The 15,885-nt window shown below is 71.7% G+C and carries 11 protein-coding genes and 4 pseudogenes; 12 read left to right on the top strand and 3 right to left on the bottom strand.

Going from position 1 to position 15,885, the window contains the following annotated elements; translation table 11 throughout:
* Positions 1–168: 168 nt before the first annotated feature.
* The 4 genes and pseudogenes from B1L11_RS32680 (at position 169) to B1L11_RS32665 (ending at position 5,546) form a co-directional block, all read left to right on the top strand.
* Complete coding sequence (locus B1L11_RS32680; RefSeq protein WP_079319215.1) at positions 169–753, top strand: hypothetical protein; 585 nt, start codon at positions 169–171, stop codon at positions 751–753.
* A 160-nt stretch (positions 754–913) separates the two neighbouring features.
* Entirely contained in the window at positions 914–1,999 is a 1,086-nt protein-coding gene (locus tag B1L11_RS32675; RefSeq protein WP_079319214.1) for an S-(hydroxymethyl)mycothiol dehydrogenase, read from the top strand.
* Positions 2,000–2,133: 134 nt separating this feature from the next.
* Entirely contained in the window at positions 2,134–3,225 is a 1,092-nt protein-coding gene (locus B1L11_RS32670) for an aromatic ring-hydroxylating dioxygenase subunit alpha (RefSeq protein ID WP_218671468.1), read from the top strand.
* An 18-nt stretch (positions 3,226–3,243) separates the two neighbouring features.
* Positions 3,244–5,546, top strand: a pseudogene (locus tag B1L11_RS32665) (FdhF/YdeP family oxidoreductase).
* Here B1L11_RS32665 and B1L11_RS32660 read toward each other — a convergent pair.
* Positions 5,543–6,331, bottom strand: a complete 789-nt coding sequence (locus tag B1L11_RS32660; protein ID WP_218671467.1) for an IclR family transcriptional regulator — start codon at positions 6,329–6,331, stop codon at positions 5,543–5,545. The pseudogene B1L11_RS32665 and the gene B1L11_RS32660 sit on opposite strands and share 4 nt — an antisense overlap.
* 63 nt (positions 6,332–6,394) lie before the next feature.
* Positions 6,395–7,261, bottom strand: a complete 867-nt coding sequence (purU, locus tag B1L11_RS32655) for a formyltetrahydrofolate deformylase (protein WP_079319212.1) — start codon at positions 7,259–7,261, stop codon at positions 6,395–6,397.
* A 109-nt stretch (positions 7,262–7,370) separates the two neighbouring features.
* Here purU and B1L11_RS32650 point away from each other — a divergent pair, with 109 nt between their 5' ends.
* From B1L11_RS32650 to B1L11_RS54260, 6 genes and pseudogenes are all read left to right on the top strand, one after another.
* The gene (locus B1L11_RS32650) at positions 7,371–8,153 is read left to right on the top strand and encodes an IclR family transcriptional regulator (protein WP_079319211.1); all 783 of its coding nucleotides are present in this window, start codon (positions 7,371–7,373) and stop codon (positions 8,151–8,153) included.
* Positions 8,154–8,311: 158 nt separating this feature from the next.
* Positions 8,312–10,750 carry an FAD-dependent oxidoreductase gene (locus tag B1L11_RS32645; RefSeq protein WP_079319210.1) on the top strand — a complete coding sequence of 813 codons (2,439 nt, stop codon included), beginning with the start codon at positions 8,312–8,314 and terminating at the stop codon, positions 10,748–10,750.
* 34 nt (positions 10,751–10,784) lie between these two features.
* Positions 10,785–12,047 (top strand): serine hydroxymethyltransferase, encoded by a 1,263-nt coding sequence (gene glyA / locus B1L11_RS32640; protein ID WP_079319209.1) that lies wholly within the window; start codon positions 10,785–10,787, stop codon positions 12,045–12,047.
* Positions 12,044–13,276 carry a sarcosine oxidase subunit beta family protein gene (locus B1L11_RS32635; protein WP_079319208.1) on the top strand — a complete coding sequence of 411 codons (1,233 nt, stop codon included), beginning with the start codon at positions 12,044–12,046 and terminating at the stop codon, positions 13,274–13,276. The genes glyA and B1L11_RS32635 overlap by 4 nt, the downstream gene beginning before the upstream one ends.
* A gap of 13 nt (positions 13,277–13,289) precedes the next feature.
* Complete coding sequence (locus B1L11_RS45880; protein WP_143737718.1) at positions 13,290–13,568, top strand: sarcosine oxidase subunit delta; 279 nt, start codon at positions 13,290–13,292, stop codon at positions 13,566–13,568.
* Positions 13,475–13,984: pseudogene (locus tag B1L11_RS54260) on the top strand (2Fe-2S iron-sulfur cluster-binding protein); the annotation flags it as partial. The gene B1L11_RS45880 and the pseudogene B1L11_RS54260, both read left to right, overlap by 94 nt.
* Here B1L11_RS54260 and B1L11_RS54255 read toward each other — a convergent pair.
* Positions 13,894–14,136: a hypothetical protein gene (locus tag B1L11_RS54255; protein ID WP_306291735.1), complete on the bottom strand. Its 243-nt coding sequence runs from the start codon at positions 14,134–14,136 to the stop codon at positions 13,894–13,896. The pseudogene B1L11_RS54260 and the gene B1L11_RS54255 overlap by 91 nt on opposite strands.
* An 86-nt stretch (positions 14,137–14,222) precedes the next feature.
* Between B1L11_RS54255 and B1L11_RS54250 the strand changes: the two are divergent.
* Together B1L11_RS54250 and B1L11_RS54245 are read left to right on the top strand one after the other, a co-directional pair.
* Positions 14,223–14,642, top strand: a pseudogene (locus B1L11_RS54250) (ferredoxin); the annotation flags it as partial.
* 286 nt (positions 14,643–14,928) lie between these two features.
* A pseudogene (locus B1L11_RS54245) lies at positions 14,929–15,807 on the top strand (ferredoxin); the annotation flags it as partial.
* Positions 15,808–15,885 lie beyond the last annotated feature (78 nt).

The raw sequence follows: 15,885 nt of genomic DNA, 5'->3' as shown, positions 1-15,885 counted from the left end.
GACACGCTGTCGGAGAAGATCCTCTACGGCGAGCTGCGGCCCGGCCAGGTCGTCAAGATCGACGTCGAGGGCGAAGGTGACGCCGCGAAGTTCACCTTCACCGGCGAGACCGCGCCCGCCGCCGTCGCCGCGCCGACCACCGCCGCGTCGAACGGCTGATCCCGGCGCATGGCCGGCCAGCAGGCGTTCTGGATCGACGGCCGCTCCGACCGGGAGCGCGTCCGCTACAGCGGTGTCAGCCACTACTCCGAGCGCGTGTGGGAGAACATCGGCGAGTTCGAGGGGGTGTGGGGTGACATCGCCCCGGTCGCGTTCGCGTGCGCGGCCTGGCGGATCGCCACCCCGCCCCTGACCTCGCCGGGGTTCGTGCGCTGGCACCGGCGGATCCTGTCGGCCTCCTGCGAGCGCAACACCTGGGACGGGTCGCTGACGGCGCGCGTCACGATCGTCTCTCCGCTGCCGGCCGCGCTGACGGTGTCGCGTGACTGGTGGCGCGACCGCGGCTGGCGGGACTGGCCGGAGATCTTCGGCCAGTTCGTCGAGCCCGCCGAGCAGGACCTCGCGAAGGTCCCCTATCTGCGTCCGACCCTGCTCGTGGACGCCCCGGTGCCGCTGGACGACCTGCCCGCCGCGCCGGACGGGCCCGCGCACGACCTGGCCGAGACGGCGCACCGCGCGCTCGCGGTCCTCGTACGCGAGCTGAACGACCTGCTCGCCCCGGTCGTCACCCAACTGGAGCAGGGCCTGCGGTGATCGGCACGGTCAGGTGGCCGCGGACCGCCTGACCGGCAGGGGACAACCCTCACTTCAGCCCTTGACAGTGGCCCTGCACAGCCTCAGTCTGTTGCGCATAGTGCTATGTGTTTCGTGTTGCACAACTAACGCATGCTGACTGATCGAGGGAAAGAGAGACATGGCGCACGAAGTCCGCGGGGTCGTCGCGAGGGGCAAGGGACAGCCGGTCAGCCTGGAGACCGTCCTCGTCCCCGACCCGGGCCCGGGTGAGGCACTCGTGGCCGTGCAGGCCTGCGGGGTGTGCCACACCGACCTGCACTACCGCGAGGGCGGCATCAACGACGACTTCCCGTTCCTCCTCGGGCACGAGGCGGCCGGAGTGGTCGAGGCCGTCGGCGAGGGGGTGACCGACGTCGCCCCCGGCGACTTCGTCATCCTCAACTGGCGCGCGGTCTGCGGCGCCTGCCGCGCCTGCCTGCGCGGACGTCCGCAGTACTGCTTCGCCACCCACAACGCCACGCAGAAGATGACGCTGGCCGACGGCACCCCGCTGTCCCCGGCGCTCGGGATCGGCGCGTTCGCCGACAAGACGCTCGTCGCGGCCGGCCAGTGCACGAAGGTCGACCCGAGCGCGTCGCCGGTCGCGGTCGGCCTGCTCGGCTGCGGGGTCATGGCGGGGCTCGGCGCGGCCATCAACACCGGCGGGGTGACCCGTGGTGACTCGGTCGCCGTCATCGGTTGCGGCGGCGTGGGCGACGCGGCCGTCGCGGGCGCGCACCTGGCCGGCGCGACCACGATCATCGCGGTGGACGTGGACGACACCAAGCTCGAATGGGCCCGGCGTTTCGGCGCCACCCACACCGTGAACTCCCGCGAGACCGACGCGGTGGAGGCGATCCGCGAGCTGACCGGCGGGTTCGGCGCCGACGTCGTGATCGAGGCGGTGGGCCGCCCCGAGACGTACAAGCAGGCGTTCTACGCCCGCGACCTGGCCGGGACCGTCGTGCTGGTCGGCGTGCCGACACCGGAGATGACGCTGGAACTGCCGCTGCTCGACGTCTTCGGCCGCGGCGGCGCGCTCAAGTCCTCCTGGTACGGCGACTGCCTGCCGAGCCGCGACTTCCCGATGCTCGTCTCCCTCTACCAGCAGGGACGGCTCGACCTGGACGCGTTCGTCACCGAGACGATCGCGCTCGAGGACGTCGAGGCGGCCTTCGAGAAGATGCACCACGGCGAGGTGCTGCGCTCCGTCGTCGTGCTCTGATCGGCTCTCCGCCCTCTGACCGGATTCCCCCTGACCTCTCAGATCAGCGACGCGCTACGCAGGACCACGCGCACGACCACTGCGCACGACCACCAGGAGCCAAAGTGAGCACCACGAGCCTGCCCCCCAGCCTGATGGCCACGCTGCCGGGCGAGCACTACACCGACCCCCAGGTCTTCGCGTCTGAGCAGAAGCGCATCTTCGAGTCGATGTGGTTCTGCGCGGTCCGGGCCGCCGACCTGCCCAAGCCCGGGGCGTTCAGGACCGTCCAGGTCGTCACCGAGAGCATCCTGATCACCCGGGCGCGGGACAACTCGATCCGCGCGTTCTACAACGTCTGCCGCCACCGTGGCGCCCGGATCTGCACGGAGGAGTCCGGCGAGGTGAAGCGGGCCTTCCAGTGCCCGTACCACGCCTGGACGTACGACCTGGAGGGCAAGCTCATCGCGGCCCCCAACCTCACCAAGATGCCCGACCTCGACCGGGTCGAGTACGGCCTCGTCAACGTGGCGGTGCGGGAGTGGCTGGGCTACGTGTGGGTCTGCCTGGCCGACGAGCCGCCCTCGTTCGAGGACACCGTGCTCGGCGAGGTGCGCACGCGTCTCGGCGACGTGGCCTCCCTCGACAACTACGACGTCGCCAACCTGGCGCTCGGCCGCCGGATCGTGTACGACGTGAAGGCGAACTGGAAGCTCATCGTCGAGAACTTCATGGAGTGCTACCACTGCGCGACCATCCACCCGGAGCTGACCGAGGTGCTGCCGGAGTTCGCCGACGGCTACGCCGCGCAGTACTACGTGGGCCACGGCGCGCTGTTCGGCGAGGACATCCAGGGGTTCACGGTCGACGGCTCCGAGGGGCTCGACCGCATCCCGACCATCAGCGAGGACCAGGACCGGCGCTACTACGCGATCACCATCAAGCCGCAGGTGTTCGTCAACATGGTGCCCGACCACGTGATCATCCATCGGATGTTCCCGCTGGCCGTCGACCGCACGGTGGTGGAGTGCGACTGGCTCTACCTGCCGGAGGTCGTGGCCTCGGGCAAGGACATCAGCCGGTCGGTGGAGCTGTTCCACCGGGTCAACGTGCAGGACTTCGACGCCTGCGAGCGCACCCAGCCCTCGATGAGCTCCCGCACGTACGCCAAGGGCGGCGTGCTGGTGCCGAGCGAGCACCACATCGGCCTGTTCCATGATTGGGTTCGTGGCAAGCTCGGCGAGTGAGTTCGGAGGAGATGCGGCGTGACACGTAAGGCCCCTCGGGAGGACGTCGGAGACGAACACCTGGAGATCCGTGCGCCCAAGAACTGGGCGGGCGGGGTCCCGGCGGTCGGCCACGCGCTCGGCACGGCGTACCGGCAGATGGGCGCGGGGCGGACGGTGCTGACCCTGCTGCGGGTGAACCAGAAGTCCGGCTTCGACTGCCCGGGGTGCGCCTGGCCCGAGGGCGACGGCCACCGCAGTCCCGCCGAGTTCTGCGAGAACGGCGCGAAGGCGGTGGCCGAGGAGGCGACGGTCCGCAGGGTCACGCGCGACTTCTTCGCCGAGCACCCGGTGGACGAACTGGCCCGGCGCAGCGACTACTGGCTGGGCCAGCAGGGCCGGCTCACCGAGCCGATGTACAAGCCGGCGGGCTCGGACCACTACGAGCCGATCTCGTGGGAGGACGCCTTCGGTGTCGTCGCGCGCGAACTGCGCGCGCTCGACCACCCCGGACAGGCCGTCTTCTACACCTCCGGCCGCACCTCCAACGAGGCCGCCTTCGCCTACCAGCTTCTCGTCCGCCGGTTCGGCACCAACAACCTGCCCGACTGCTCCAACATGTGCCATGAGTCGAGCGGCTCGGCGCTGACCGAGACGCTCGGCATCGGCAAGGGGACGGTGCTGCTGGAGGACCTGCACCGGGCCGACCTCGTCTTCGTGGTCGGCCAGAACCCCGGCACCAACCACCCGCGTATGCTCACCGCGCTGGAGCGGGCCAAGCGCAACGGCGCCCGGATCGTGGCGGTCAACCCGCTGCCGGAGGCGGGGCTGATGCGCTTCCGCAACCCGCAGCGGCCCTCCGGCCTCGCGGGGACCGGGACGGCGCTGTCCGACCGGTTCCTGCAGATCCGGCTGGGCGGCGACCTGGCGCTGTTCCAGGCGCTGTCGCTGCTCCTGCTGGAGGCCGAGGACGCCGCGCCAGGCACGGTGGTGGATCGCGATTTCGTCGAGGTGCACACGCACGGGTTCGACGCCTGGGAGAAGCACGTACGCGGGCTCGACTGGACCGAGGTGCTGGAAGCGACCGGGCTGACCGCGCGGAGATCGAGGAGACGGCCCGCGACGTGCTGGCCGCCCGCTCGGTCGTGGTCTGCTGGGCGATGGGCCTCACCCAGCACCGCAAGTCGGTCCCGACGATCAGGGAGATCGTCAACTTCCTGCTGCTGCGCGGCAACGTGGGACGTCCCGGCGCGGGCGTGTGTCCCGTACGCGGGCACTCCAACGTGCAGGGCGACCGGACGATGGGCATCTACGAGAAGCCCAGGCCCGAGTTCCTCGACGCGCTGGAGAAGGAGTTCGGCTTCCCGCCGCCGCGCGAGCACGGCCACGACACCGTGGAGGCCATCCGCGCCATGCGCGACGGGGACGCCAGGGTGTTCTTCGCCATGGGCGGCAACTTCGTCTCGGCGACACCGGACACCGCCGCGACCGAGGCGGCCCTGCGCCGCTGCCGGCTCACCGTGCAGGTGTCGACCAAGCTCAACCGGTCGCACGCCGTCTGCGGCGAGCAGGCGCTCATCCTGCCCACGCTCGGCCGCACCGAGCGGGACGTCCAGGCGGGCGGCGAGCAGTTCGTCACGGTCGAGGACTCGATGGGCGCGGTGCACGCCTCGCGCGGGCGGCTTCGCCCGGCGTCGGACGCGCTGCTGTCCGAGGTGGCGATCGTGTGCCGGCTGGCCCGCGAGCTGCTCGGTGACGACCCGCACGTGCCGTGGGCCGAGTTCGAGGCCGGGTACGACGCGATCAGGGAGCGCATCCAGCGGGTGGTGCCCGGGTTCGACGACTTCAACGCGAGAGTGCGCAGGCCGGGCGGCTTCCTCCTGCCGAACGCGCCGCGCGACGAGCGCCGTTTCCCCACGGCCACGGGGAAGGCGAACTTCACGGTCAATCCGCTGGAGGTGCTGCGCGTGCCGCCGGGCCGCCTCCTGCTACAGACCGTGCGCAGCCACGACCAGTACAACACCACGATCTACGGGCTGAACGACCGCTACCGCGGCATCGCCAACGGGCGGCGGGTGGTGTTCGTGCACCCCGACGACCTGGCCGAGCGCGGTCTCGCCGACGGCGACATGCTCGACCTCATCAGCGAGTGGCCGGACGGCGAGCGCGTGGCCGAGGGGTTCCGGGCCGTCGCCTATCCGACGGCGCGTGGCTGCTGCGCGGCGTACTTCCCGGAGACCAACGTGCTGGTGCCCCTGGACTCGGTGGCGGAGACGTCGAACACGCCCACGTCCAAGAGCGTCGTCGTACGGCTGCGGCGTGCGGCAAGGGAGAGGGGCTAGCCGCCGAGGCGGTGACTGATCTCCTCTGCTCCCTTGACGAGGACGGGGGCGAGCTCCCGCATGCGGCCCTCGCTGAACCGGTAGGCGGGCCCGGACGCGCTGACCGCCGCCACGACCTCTCCGCCGAAGGAGCGGACGGGCGCGGCGAGCGCGTTCAGGCCCACCTCCAGCTCCTCCAGCGTCAGCGCGTAGCCACGCTCGCGCACCTCCGCCAGCTCCCGCTCCAGGTCCTCCACCGAGGTCACCGTGCTCGGCGTGTAGCGCCGCAGGCCCGCGGCACGCAGCAGGTCCTCGCGGCGCTGCCGGTCCACGTGTGCCAGCAGGACCTTGCCGCTCGACGTCGCGTGCAGGGGGGTGAGCTGGCCCACCCAGTTGTGGGCGGTGACGGCGGAGGGGCCGCGCACCTGGTCGAGGTTGACCGCGTAGTGCGAGCGCAGGACGGCGATGTTCACCGTCTCGCCGATCTCCTCCGCCAGGCGCTGGCAGACGGGCCTGCTCTGCTGGGTGACGTCCATCCGTGTGGAGACGCTGCCGGCGAGGCGGACGAGCCCGAAGCCGAGACGATACTTGCCGCGGTCCTCGGTCTGCTCGACGAGCCCGCGCGCCTCCAGGGCGCCCAGCAGGCGGAACGCGGTCGACTTGTGGACCTCGATCTGGGCGGCGATCTCGGTGACCCCCGCCTCCCCGCGGTCGGCGAGGATCTCCATGATGCTGATGGCCCGGTCCACGGACTGCACGCCGCCGCCGTTGGCCTCGGCCCTGGCGGCGGAAGCGTCGTTGCTCATAGCCGGACTGTAGCGCCTGACGCAAACCCTGAGCTGGGGCGTCGCGGGATTCCCAGGGGAGACTCAGCGGAAGACGACGGTGCGGTCGCCGTTGAGGAGCACGCGGTTCTCGCTGTGCCAGCGTACGGCCCTGGCGAGCACCTGCGCCTCCACGTCGCGGCCCACGGTGACGAGTTCGCCCGGGTCGAGCGAGTGGTCCACGCGCGCCACGTCCTGCTCGATGATCGGTCCCTCGTCGAGGTCGGCGGTGACGTAGTGCGCGGTCGCGCCGATCAGCTTGACGCCGCGCTCGTGGGCCTGGTGGTACGGCTTGGCGCCCTTGAACCCCGGCAGGAACGAGTGGTGGATGTTGATCGCCCGGCCCTCCAGGCGCTTGCACATGTCGTCGCTCAGGACCTGCATGTAGCGGGCGAGCACCACCAAATCGGTGCCGAGCTCCTCGGCCAGTTCAAGGACGCGCTGCTCGGCCTCCGGCTTGGTGGCGGGAGTGACGGGCACGTGGTGGAACGGCACGCCGTAGAACTCGGCCAGCGGTTCGAGGTCCGGGTGGTTGGAGACGATCGCGGGGATCTCGATGTTCAGCGCGCCGACCCGCTGGCGGTAGAGCAGGTCGTTCACGCAGTGCCCGAACTTCGACACGAGCACGAGGGTCCTCGTCGGCGTCGCGGCGTCCTTGAGCTGCCACGTCATGCGGAAGGAGTCCCCGACGCGGGAGAAGTCGCGGCGCAGTTCCTCGATGTCGCCGCGGCCCTCGGGCACCGCGAAGTGGACCCGCATGAAGAAGTGGCCGTTGGTCCGGTCGTTGAACTCCTGGCTCTGCAGGATGTCGCCCGCGTGCTGCACGAGGAAGCCGCTCACCGCGTAGACGATCCCCGGCCGGTCGACGCAGGAGAACGTGAGGACGAACTCGCGACCCGGGCGAGCGGACATGGAGCCTCCTGAGTGCGTCATACGCAACATGGTGATGTATACGCAACAGAGTGAACCGTCGGATGAGACAGGTCAAGAATTTGGTGCGTAATCCGCGTAGAGTTGTGCCATGAGCAACGGGTCGGGTGACGGGGCGGCCGTACAGTCCGTCGACCGCGCACTCACCATCCTGAAGTTGCTCGCCCGCGACGGCGAGCTCGGCGTCAGCGAGCTCGCGGCCGGCCTCGGCGTGCACAGGTCCACCGCGTTCCGCCTGGTGGCGACGCTGGAGAGCCACGATCTGGTCGAGCAGGACAACGACCGCGGCAAGTATCGGCTCGGCGTGGGCGTGGTCAGGCTCGCCGGGGCGACCAGCGCGCGGCTCGACCTGGTGCGCGAGAGCCGCGCCGTCACGCCGGCGCTCGCCCGCGCGGTGGGGGAGACCGTCAACGTGGCCGTCCTCGCCGGCCGGGAGGCCCTGTACGTCGACCAGGTCGCCGGGCCGTCGGCGCTCCAGCTGCACCACTGGGTGGGTCAGCGGATCCCCCTGCATGCGACGTCCAACGGCAAGGTCCTGCTCGCGCACGCGCCCGCCGCGCTGTGCGAGGAGGTGATCGAGGCCGGGCTGCCTGTCCTCGCCGCGCGGACCGTCACCGATCCCGGCCGGCTGCGCGCGGAGCTCGCCGAGGTGCGCCGCCGTGGGTACGCGACGGCGGTGGACGAGCTGGAGGACGGTCTGAGCGCGGTCGCGGCGCCCGTCCTCGGCGCGGACGGCTCCGTCGTCGCCTCGCTCAGCGCGTCAGGCCCGACCTTCCGGATGCCCGAAACGTCGATCGCCGCCGTAGCGGAGCAGGTCATGGCGGCGGCCCGCGAGGTATCTGCCCGAATGGGATGGTTCGGGGCGGGAGTGTAGCCGCCCCGTGCCCGGTGCCGATCTTCCCCTCGACTGTCACCAGGCACGGTTTTGTCGTGTTTTTGGTGCTTGACACCTGCTATATGACGCGTCACGCTTGTTGCGTTAAGCGCATAATGTTGCGAATTGCGCAACAAGTGCCAACACCGGAGGTGGGTATGACGGGCCCGCGCGTCGTCATCATCGGAGCAGGCGTCGTCGGTGCGGCACTCGCCGACGAACTGTCGGCCCGAGGCTGGACGGACGTCACCGTGGTCGACCAGGGCCCGGTGCCCGCGACAGGGGGCTCCTCCTCACACGCCCCGGGACTGGTCTTCCAGATCAACGGGTCGAAGACCATGACCGAGATGGCGCGCTACACCGTCGAGAAGCTCTGCTCGCTCGACCTCGACGGCGAGCCCTGTTTCCTCCAGGTCGGCGGGCTCGAGGTCGCGACCAGCCCGGAACGGCTCGCCGAGCTGCACCGGCGGCACGGCTGGGCCACGTCCTGGGGCGTCGAGTCGCGCCTGCTCACCCCCGCCGAGTGCGCCGAGCACCACCCCCTGGTGGACCCCGGCGCCGTGCTGGGTGGCCTGTTCATCCCCACCGACGGCCTCGCGAAGGCCGTACGCGCGGTCGACGCGCAGCTCAGGCGGGCGCGGTCGCGCGGCGTACGGGTGCTGGAGCGGCACGAGGTGCTCGACGTCCGCACCGAGGACGGCCGGGTGGCAGGCGTGGTGACCGACCAGGGCGAGATCCCCGCCGACGTCGTGGTCTGCTGCGCCGGCATCTGGGGGCCGAAGGTCGCCGGCATGGTCGGGATGCCGCTGCCGCTGACCCCGCTCGCGCACCAGCTCGCCTGGACCGGCCAGGTGCCCGACCTCGCCGGACGCGAGGAGGAGGCGACGCTGCCGATCCTGCGGCACCAGGACGCCGACCTCTACTACCGCCAGCGGTTCGACGGCATCGGCATCGGCTACTACGGCCACCGGCCGATGCCGGTCAGCCCCGAGGACCTGCTGTCCGTGGACGAGGCCGAGGTCATGCCGTCGGTGCTCACGTTCACCCCCGAGGACTTCGAGGACGCCTGGACCGAGACCCAGCGGCTGCTGCCCGGCACCCGCGCGGCGAAGATCGACGAGGGCATCAACGGGCTGTTCTCCTTCACGCAGGACCATATGCCGCTGATGGGCGAGTCCCCCGACGTGAAGGGCTTCTGGGTCGCCGAGGCGGTCTGGGTGACCCACTCCGCGGGCGTCGGCAAGGCGATGGCCGAGTGGCTGGTCGACGGCCACTGCTCGTCGTTTGACTTGCACGAGTGCGACGTCAACCGGTTCGAGCCGCACCAGCTCGCGCCGGACTACGTGCTGGCCCGCGACTGCCAGAACTTCGTCGAGGTCTACGACATCATCCACCCGCTCCAGCCGATGGAGGAGCCGCGGCCGGTGCGCCTCAGCCCCTTCCACACTCGCCAGCGCGAGCTGGACGCCTTCTTCCTGGAGGCCGTCGGCTACGAGCGGCCGCAGTGGTACGGCGCGAACGCCCGCCTGCTTGAGGGCCGCGACATCCCGACGCCCAACGACTGGGCGGCGCGCTACTGGTCGCCGATCGTCGGCGCGGAGGCCCAGGCGTCCCGCGAGTCCGTCGCGCTGTACGACATGACCGCGCTGAAGCGGCTGGAGGTCGCCGGACCCGGCGCCCTCGCCTTCCTCCAGCGGTTGACGACCGGCCAGATGGACAAGTCGGTCGGCTCGGTGACCTACTGCCTGCTGCTCGACGAGGACGGCGGCATCCGCAGCGACGTGACCGTCGCCCGGCTGGGCCGCGACGTGTTCCAGGTCGGCGCCAACGGCAACCTCGACCTCGACTGGTTCCACCGCCACCTGCCCGCGGACGGCTCGGTCATGGTCCGCGACATCACGGCCGGCACCTGCTGCCTCGGCGTCTGGGGGCCCCGCGCCCGCGATCTCGTCCAGCCGCTGACCGACGCCGACTTCTCCAACCAGGGCTTCCGCTACTTCCGGGCGAAGAAGGCGTACATCGGCACCGTGCCGGTCACCGCGCTGCGGCTGTCGTACATCGGCGAGCTGGGCTGGGAGCTCTACACCACCGCCGACCTGGGCGCCAAGCTGTGGGACACGCTCTGGGAGGCCGGGCAGCAGCACGGCATCATCGCCGGCGGGCGCGGCGCCTTCTCCAGCCTGCGGCTGGAGAAGGGCTACCGGTCCTTCGGCACCGACATGACCTTCGAGCACGATCCGTACGAGGCCGGGCTCGGGTTCGCCGTCAAGACGGACAAGGGCGACTTCATCGGCCGCGAGGCGCTGGAGCGGCGCAAGGAGAACGTGCGCCGCCGCCTCACCTGCCTGACCATCGACGACCCCACGCAGGTGGTCATGGGCAGGGAGCCGGTGTACGACGGCGAGACCAGCGTCGGCTACGTCACCAGCGCGGCCTTCGGCTACACGATCGGCAAGGGCATCGCCTACGCCTGGCTGCCCGCCGAGCTGGCCACGCCGGGACGCACGCTGGAGATCGGCTACTTCGACCGGCGGGTGACCGCCGTGGTCGCCGAGGAGCCCCTTTTCGACCCCGCCATGGAACGGCTGCGCGGCTGACGTGCCCGAAAGGACTGAATTGAACGACTCTGTGATGGACGCGCCGCTCGCCGAGGCCGACCCGGAGGTCGCGGCGGCGATCGGCGAGGAGACGCGCCGCCAGCGGTCCACGCTGGAGATGATCGCCTCGGAGAACTTCGCGCCCGTCTCGGTGATGCAGGCGCAGGGCTCGGTGCTCACCAACAAGTACGCCGAGGGCTATCCCGGCAGGCGCTACTACGGTGGCTGCGAGCACGTCGACGTGATCGAGCGGCTCGCGATCGACCGGGTCAAGGCGCTGTTCGGCGCCGAGGCGGCCAACGTGCAGCCCCACTCGGGGGCGCAGGCCAACGCGGCGGCGATGTCGGCGCTGCTGGAGCCGGGCGACACGATCCTCGGCCTCGACCTCGCGCACGGCGGCCACCTCACCCACGGCATGCGGATCAACTTCTCCGGCCGGCTCTACAACGTCGTGGCCTACCACGTGCGCGAGAGCGACAACCTCGTGGACATGGACGAGGTCGAGCGGCTCGCCCGCGAGCACCGGCCCAAGCTGATCATCGCGGGCTGGTCGGCCTATCCCCGGCACCTCGACTTCGCCGCCTTCCGGCGCATCGCCGACGAGGTCGGGGCCTACCTGATGGTGGACATGGCGCACTTCGCCGGGCTGGTCGCGGCGGGGCTGCACCCGTCGCCGGTCCCGCACGCGCACGTCGTCACCACGACCACCCACAAGACGCTCGGCGGGCCCAGGGGCGGGGTGATCCTGTCCACCGAGGAGCTCGCCAAGAAGATCAACTCGTCGGTGTTCCCCGGCCAGCAGGGCGGTCCGCTGGAGCACGTCATCGCGGCCAAGGCGGTCGCGTTCAAGATCGCGGCGGGCGAGTGGTTCCGCGACCGGCAGCGCCGCACGCTGGAGGGCGCGCGGATCCTCGCCGACCGGCTGCTCGCGCCCGACGCCGCCGAGGCGGGCGTACGGGTGCTGTCCGGCGGGACGGACGTCCACCTGGTGCTGGTGGACCTGCGCGAATCCGAGCTGGACGGCCGGCAGGCCGAGGACCGGCTCCACGAGGCAGGGATCACGGTCAACCGCAACGCGGTGCCGTTCGACCCCCGGCCTCCGATGGTCACCTCCGGGCTGCGGATCGGCACCCCGGCCCTGGCCACCCGCGGCTTCGCCCGTTCCGAGTTCGAGGAGGTCTCCGACGTGATCGCCCAGGTGCTGCGTCCCGGCGCGGACCTGACGGCGCTGCGCGCCCGGGTCGAGGCCCTCGCCGCCAAGCACCCCCTCTACCCGGGTCTCGGTGAGGGGCGATGAGCCCCCGTACGCCGGGCGCGGATCTGCCCGACCACCCCGACCGGCTGTGGCGCTCGGCCGAGCCGAAGCGCGCGTACGACGTCGTGATCGTCGGGGGCGGCGGCCACGGCCTGGCCACGGCCTACTACCTGGCCAAGAACCACGGGATCACCGACGTCGCGGTGCTGGAGCGCGGCTGGCTCGCGGGCGGCAACATGGCCCGCAACACCACCATCATCCGGTCGAACTACCTGTGGGACGAGAGCGCGGGCATCTACGAGCACGCGCTGAAGCTGTGGGAGGGGCTGGAGGAGGACCTCGGCTACCCGCTGCTGTTCAGCCAGCGCGGCGTGCTCAACCTGGCGCACAGTCTGCAGGACGTGCGCGACAGCGTGCGCCGGGTCAACGCCAACCGGCTCAACGGGGTGGACGCCGAGTGGCTGACGCCGGAGCAGGTCAAGGAGGTCTGCCCGATCGTCGACATCTCGCCCGACGTGCGCTACCCGGTGCTCGGCGGCACTTACCAGCCCCGGGCCGGCATCGCCAAGCACGACTACGTGGCGTGGGGCTTCGCCAAGGCGGCGGCCGACCTCGGGGTCGACATGATCGAGCACTGCGAGGTGACCGGCCTCGACGTGCGCGACGGCCGGGTGACTGGCGTACAGACCACCCGCGGCCCCATCGCCGCCAAGAAGGTCGCGCTCGCCGCCGCCGGGCACTCCTCGGTCGTCGCCGGGTACGCGGGAGTGTCGCTGCCGCTGCAGAGCCACCCGCTGCAGGCGCTGGTGTCGGAGCTGCTGGAGCCGGTGCACCCCACCGTGGTCATGTCCAACGCGGTCCACGTGTACGTGAGCCAGGCGCACAAGGGCGAACTGGTCATGGGCGCGGGCATCGACGCGGCCAACTCCTACCGCCAGCGCGGCGCGTTCCACATCATCGAGCGGCAGATGTCGGCCGCGCTGGAGCTGTTCCCGGTCTTCGCGCGGGCGCACGTGCTGCGGACCTGGGGCGGCGTGGTGGACGTGACTCCGGACGCCTCGCCCGTCGTCGGCCTCACCCCCGTCGAGGACCTGTACGTCAACTGCGGCTGGGGCACCGGAGGGTTCAAGGCCACCCCGGGCGTCGGCTGGTGCTACGCCCACACCGTGGCCACCGGCGAGCCCCACCCGCTCAACGCCCCCTTCTCGCTCGACCGGTTCACGACCGGCAAGCTCGTCGACGAGCACGGCGCCGCCGCCGTCGCGCATTAACACCGGAGACAGAATGCTGCTGATTCCCTGCCCGTGGTGCGGGCCGCGGGACGAGGCCGAGTTCCACTACGGGGGGCAGGCCCACGTCGCCTATCCGGAGGACCCGGCCGCCCTCTCCGACGAGGAATGGGCCCGCTACCTGTTCTTCCGCGACAATCCCAAGGGCCTGTTCGCGGAGCGGTGGAGCCACACCGCCGGATGCCGCCGCTGGTTCAACGCCGTACGGGACACCGCCACCAACGAGATCCACGCCGTCTACCGGACGGGCGAGCCGCGGCCGGTGATCGCATGACGGCTCAGCCGTACCGGCGCGAGGGTGTGACGGCGAAGACGGTGCGCTTCCGGTTCGACGGCCGCGACTACGAGGGCCTGGAGGGCGACACGCTGGCGTCGGCGCTGCTCGCCAACGGCGTGCGCGCGGTGGCGAGCAGCGTCAAGCTCGGCCGTCCGCGCGGCGTGTACGCCGCGGGCTGCGAGGAGCCGAACGCGCTCGTCCAGATCGAGGAGCCCTTCCCCGAGCCCATGCTCCAGGCGACGACCGTCGAGCTGTACGACGGCCTGGTCGCCACGGGCCTGCCGGGACAGGGCAGGCTGGCCGACCGGCCCGACCCGGCACGCTACGACGCCGTGCACGCGCACTGCGACGTGCTCGTGGTCGGCGCGGGACCGGCCGGCATCGCCGCCGCGGGCGTGGCCGCGCGGGCCGGCGCGCGGGTGATCCTCGCCGACGAACGGCCCGAGCCGGGCGGCAGCCTGCTCGGCACGACCGAGACGCTCGACGGCAGGCCGGGACGCGAGTGGGCGGCCGAGGAGGTCGCCGCGCTGGCCGCCCTGCCGGAGGTGCGCGTGCTGCGCCGCACCACGGTCGTCGGGCACTACGACGACAACTACGTCGTCGCGGTGGAGCGCCGGACGAACCACCTGGGCGCGGCGGCCCCCCGCCGAGATGGCGCGCGAGCGCGTCTGGCGGATCCGGGCCACGCGCGTGGTGCTGGCGACCGGCGGCCACGAGCGGCTCGTCGCCTTCGCCGGCAACGACCTGCCCGGCGTGATGCTGGCCGGCGCGGCCCGCACGTACGCGAACCACTACGGCGTCCTGCCCGGGCGCCGGGCGGTCGTGTTCACCACCAACGACAGCGCGTACGCGGCGGCGCTCGACCTCGCCGACGCCGGGGTCGAGATCGCCGCGATCGCCGACGTACGGCAGGCTCCCGGCGAGGCGTGGGCCGCCCGCTGCGCCGAGCGCGGCATCGAGGTCCTGACCGGCCACGTGGTCACCGCCGCGAAGGGCGAGGGCGAGGTCTCGTCGGCCGAGATCGGCCCGCGCGGCGAGGGCGAGGCCCGGGAGGTGGCCGCCGACCTGCTGCTCGTGTCGGGCGGCTGGACGCCGGTGGTGCACCTGTTCAGCCAGGCCGGGGGCGCGCTGCGCTACGACGAGGGGCTGGGCGCGTTCACACCCGGCGAGACCCGCCAGGCGGTGGAGGCCGCCGGGTTCGCCGGAGGCGTCCGCACGTTGCGGGCCTGCCTGGAGGACGGCGCCGAGGCGGGCCGCCGCGCGCTGGCCGCCGCCGGGTTCGCTGTGGCGTCCGGCCATCGCCTGCCGGCCGCCGAGGAGGAGCCCCCCCGCCGCGCCCGCCGAGCACCTGTGGCTCGTGGAGGCCGGCGACTACGGCACCCACTTCGTGGACCTGCAGCGGGACGTCACCGTGGCGGAGGTCCTGCGCGCGACCGGCGCGGGGCTTACCTCGGTCGAGCACGTCAAGCGCTACACCACCGCCGGCACGGCCCACGACCAGGGCAAGACGTCCGGGCTGCTGACCAGCGGCGTCGTGGCGCACGCGCTCGGCGTCGACGTCGCCGAACTCGGGACCACGACGTTCCGCGCGCCGTACACGCCGGTCTCGTTCGCCGCGCTGGCGGGCCGCGACCGGGGGCCGCTGCACGACCCGGTGCGCGTCACCGCGATGCACGAGTGGCACGTGGCGCGCGGAGCGCTGTTCGAGAACGTCGGGCAGTGGAAGCGGCCCTGGTACTACCCCCGGCCGGGTGAGGACATGGAGGCCGCCGTGCTGCGCGAGTGCCGGGCGGCGCGCGAGGACGTGGCGGCGATGGACGCCTCCACGCTCGGCAAGATCGACGTGGTCGGCCCCGACGCGGCGGTGTTCCTCGACCGGCTCTACACGAACATGATGAGCACGCTCAAGGTCGGCTCCATCCGCTACGGCGTGATGTGCCGCCCCGACGGCATGGTCTTCGACGACGGCACCGTCATCCGCCTGGCGGACGACCGCTTCCTCGTCACCACGACCACCGGCAACGCGGCGGCCGTGCTCGACTGGATGGAGGAGTGGCTGCAGACCGAGTGGCCGGACCTGCGGGTGCACTGCACGTCGGTCACCGAGCAGTGGGCGACGGTGGCGCTCGTCGGGCCGCGTTCCCGCGCGGTGCTGGCGCGGCTCGCGCCCGGCCTCGCGGTGGACAACGCCGGCTTCCCATTCATGACGTGGCGGGACACCGAGGTCGCCGGGATCGAGGCGCGGGTCTGCCGGATCAGCTTCTCCGGTGAGCTGGCCTACGAGATCAACGTCTCCTCCTGGTTCGGCTCGCCC

The sequence above is a fragment of the Microbispora sp. GKU 823 genome, from assembly GCF_002027145.1.
In the GTDB taxonomy this organism is placed as follows: Bacteria; Actinomycetota; Actinomycetes; order Streptosporangiales; family Streptosporangiaceae; genus Microbispora; species Microbispora siamensis.
This window is presented reverse-complemented; position numbering and strand designations above follow the sequence as displayed.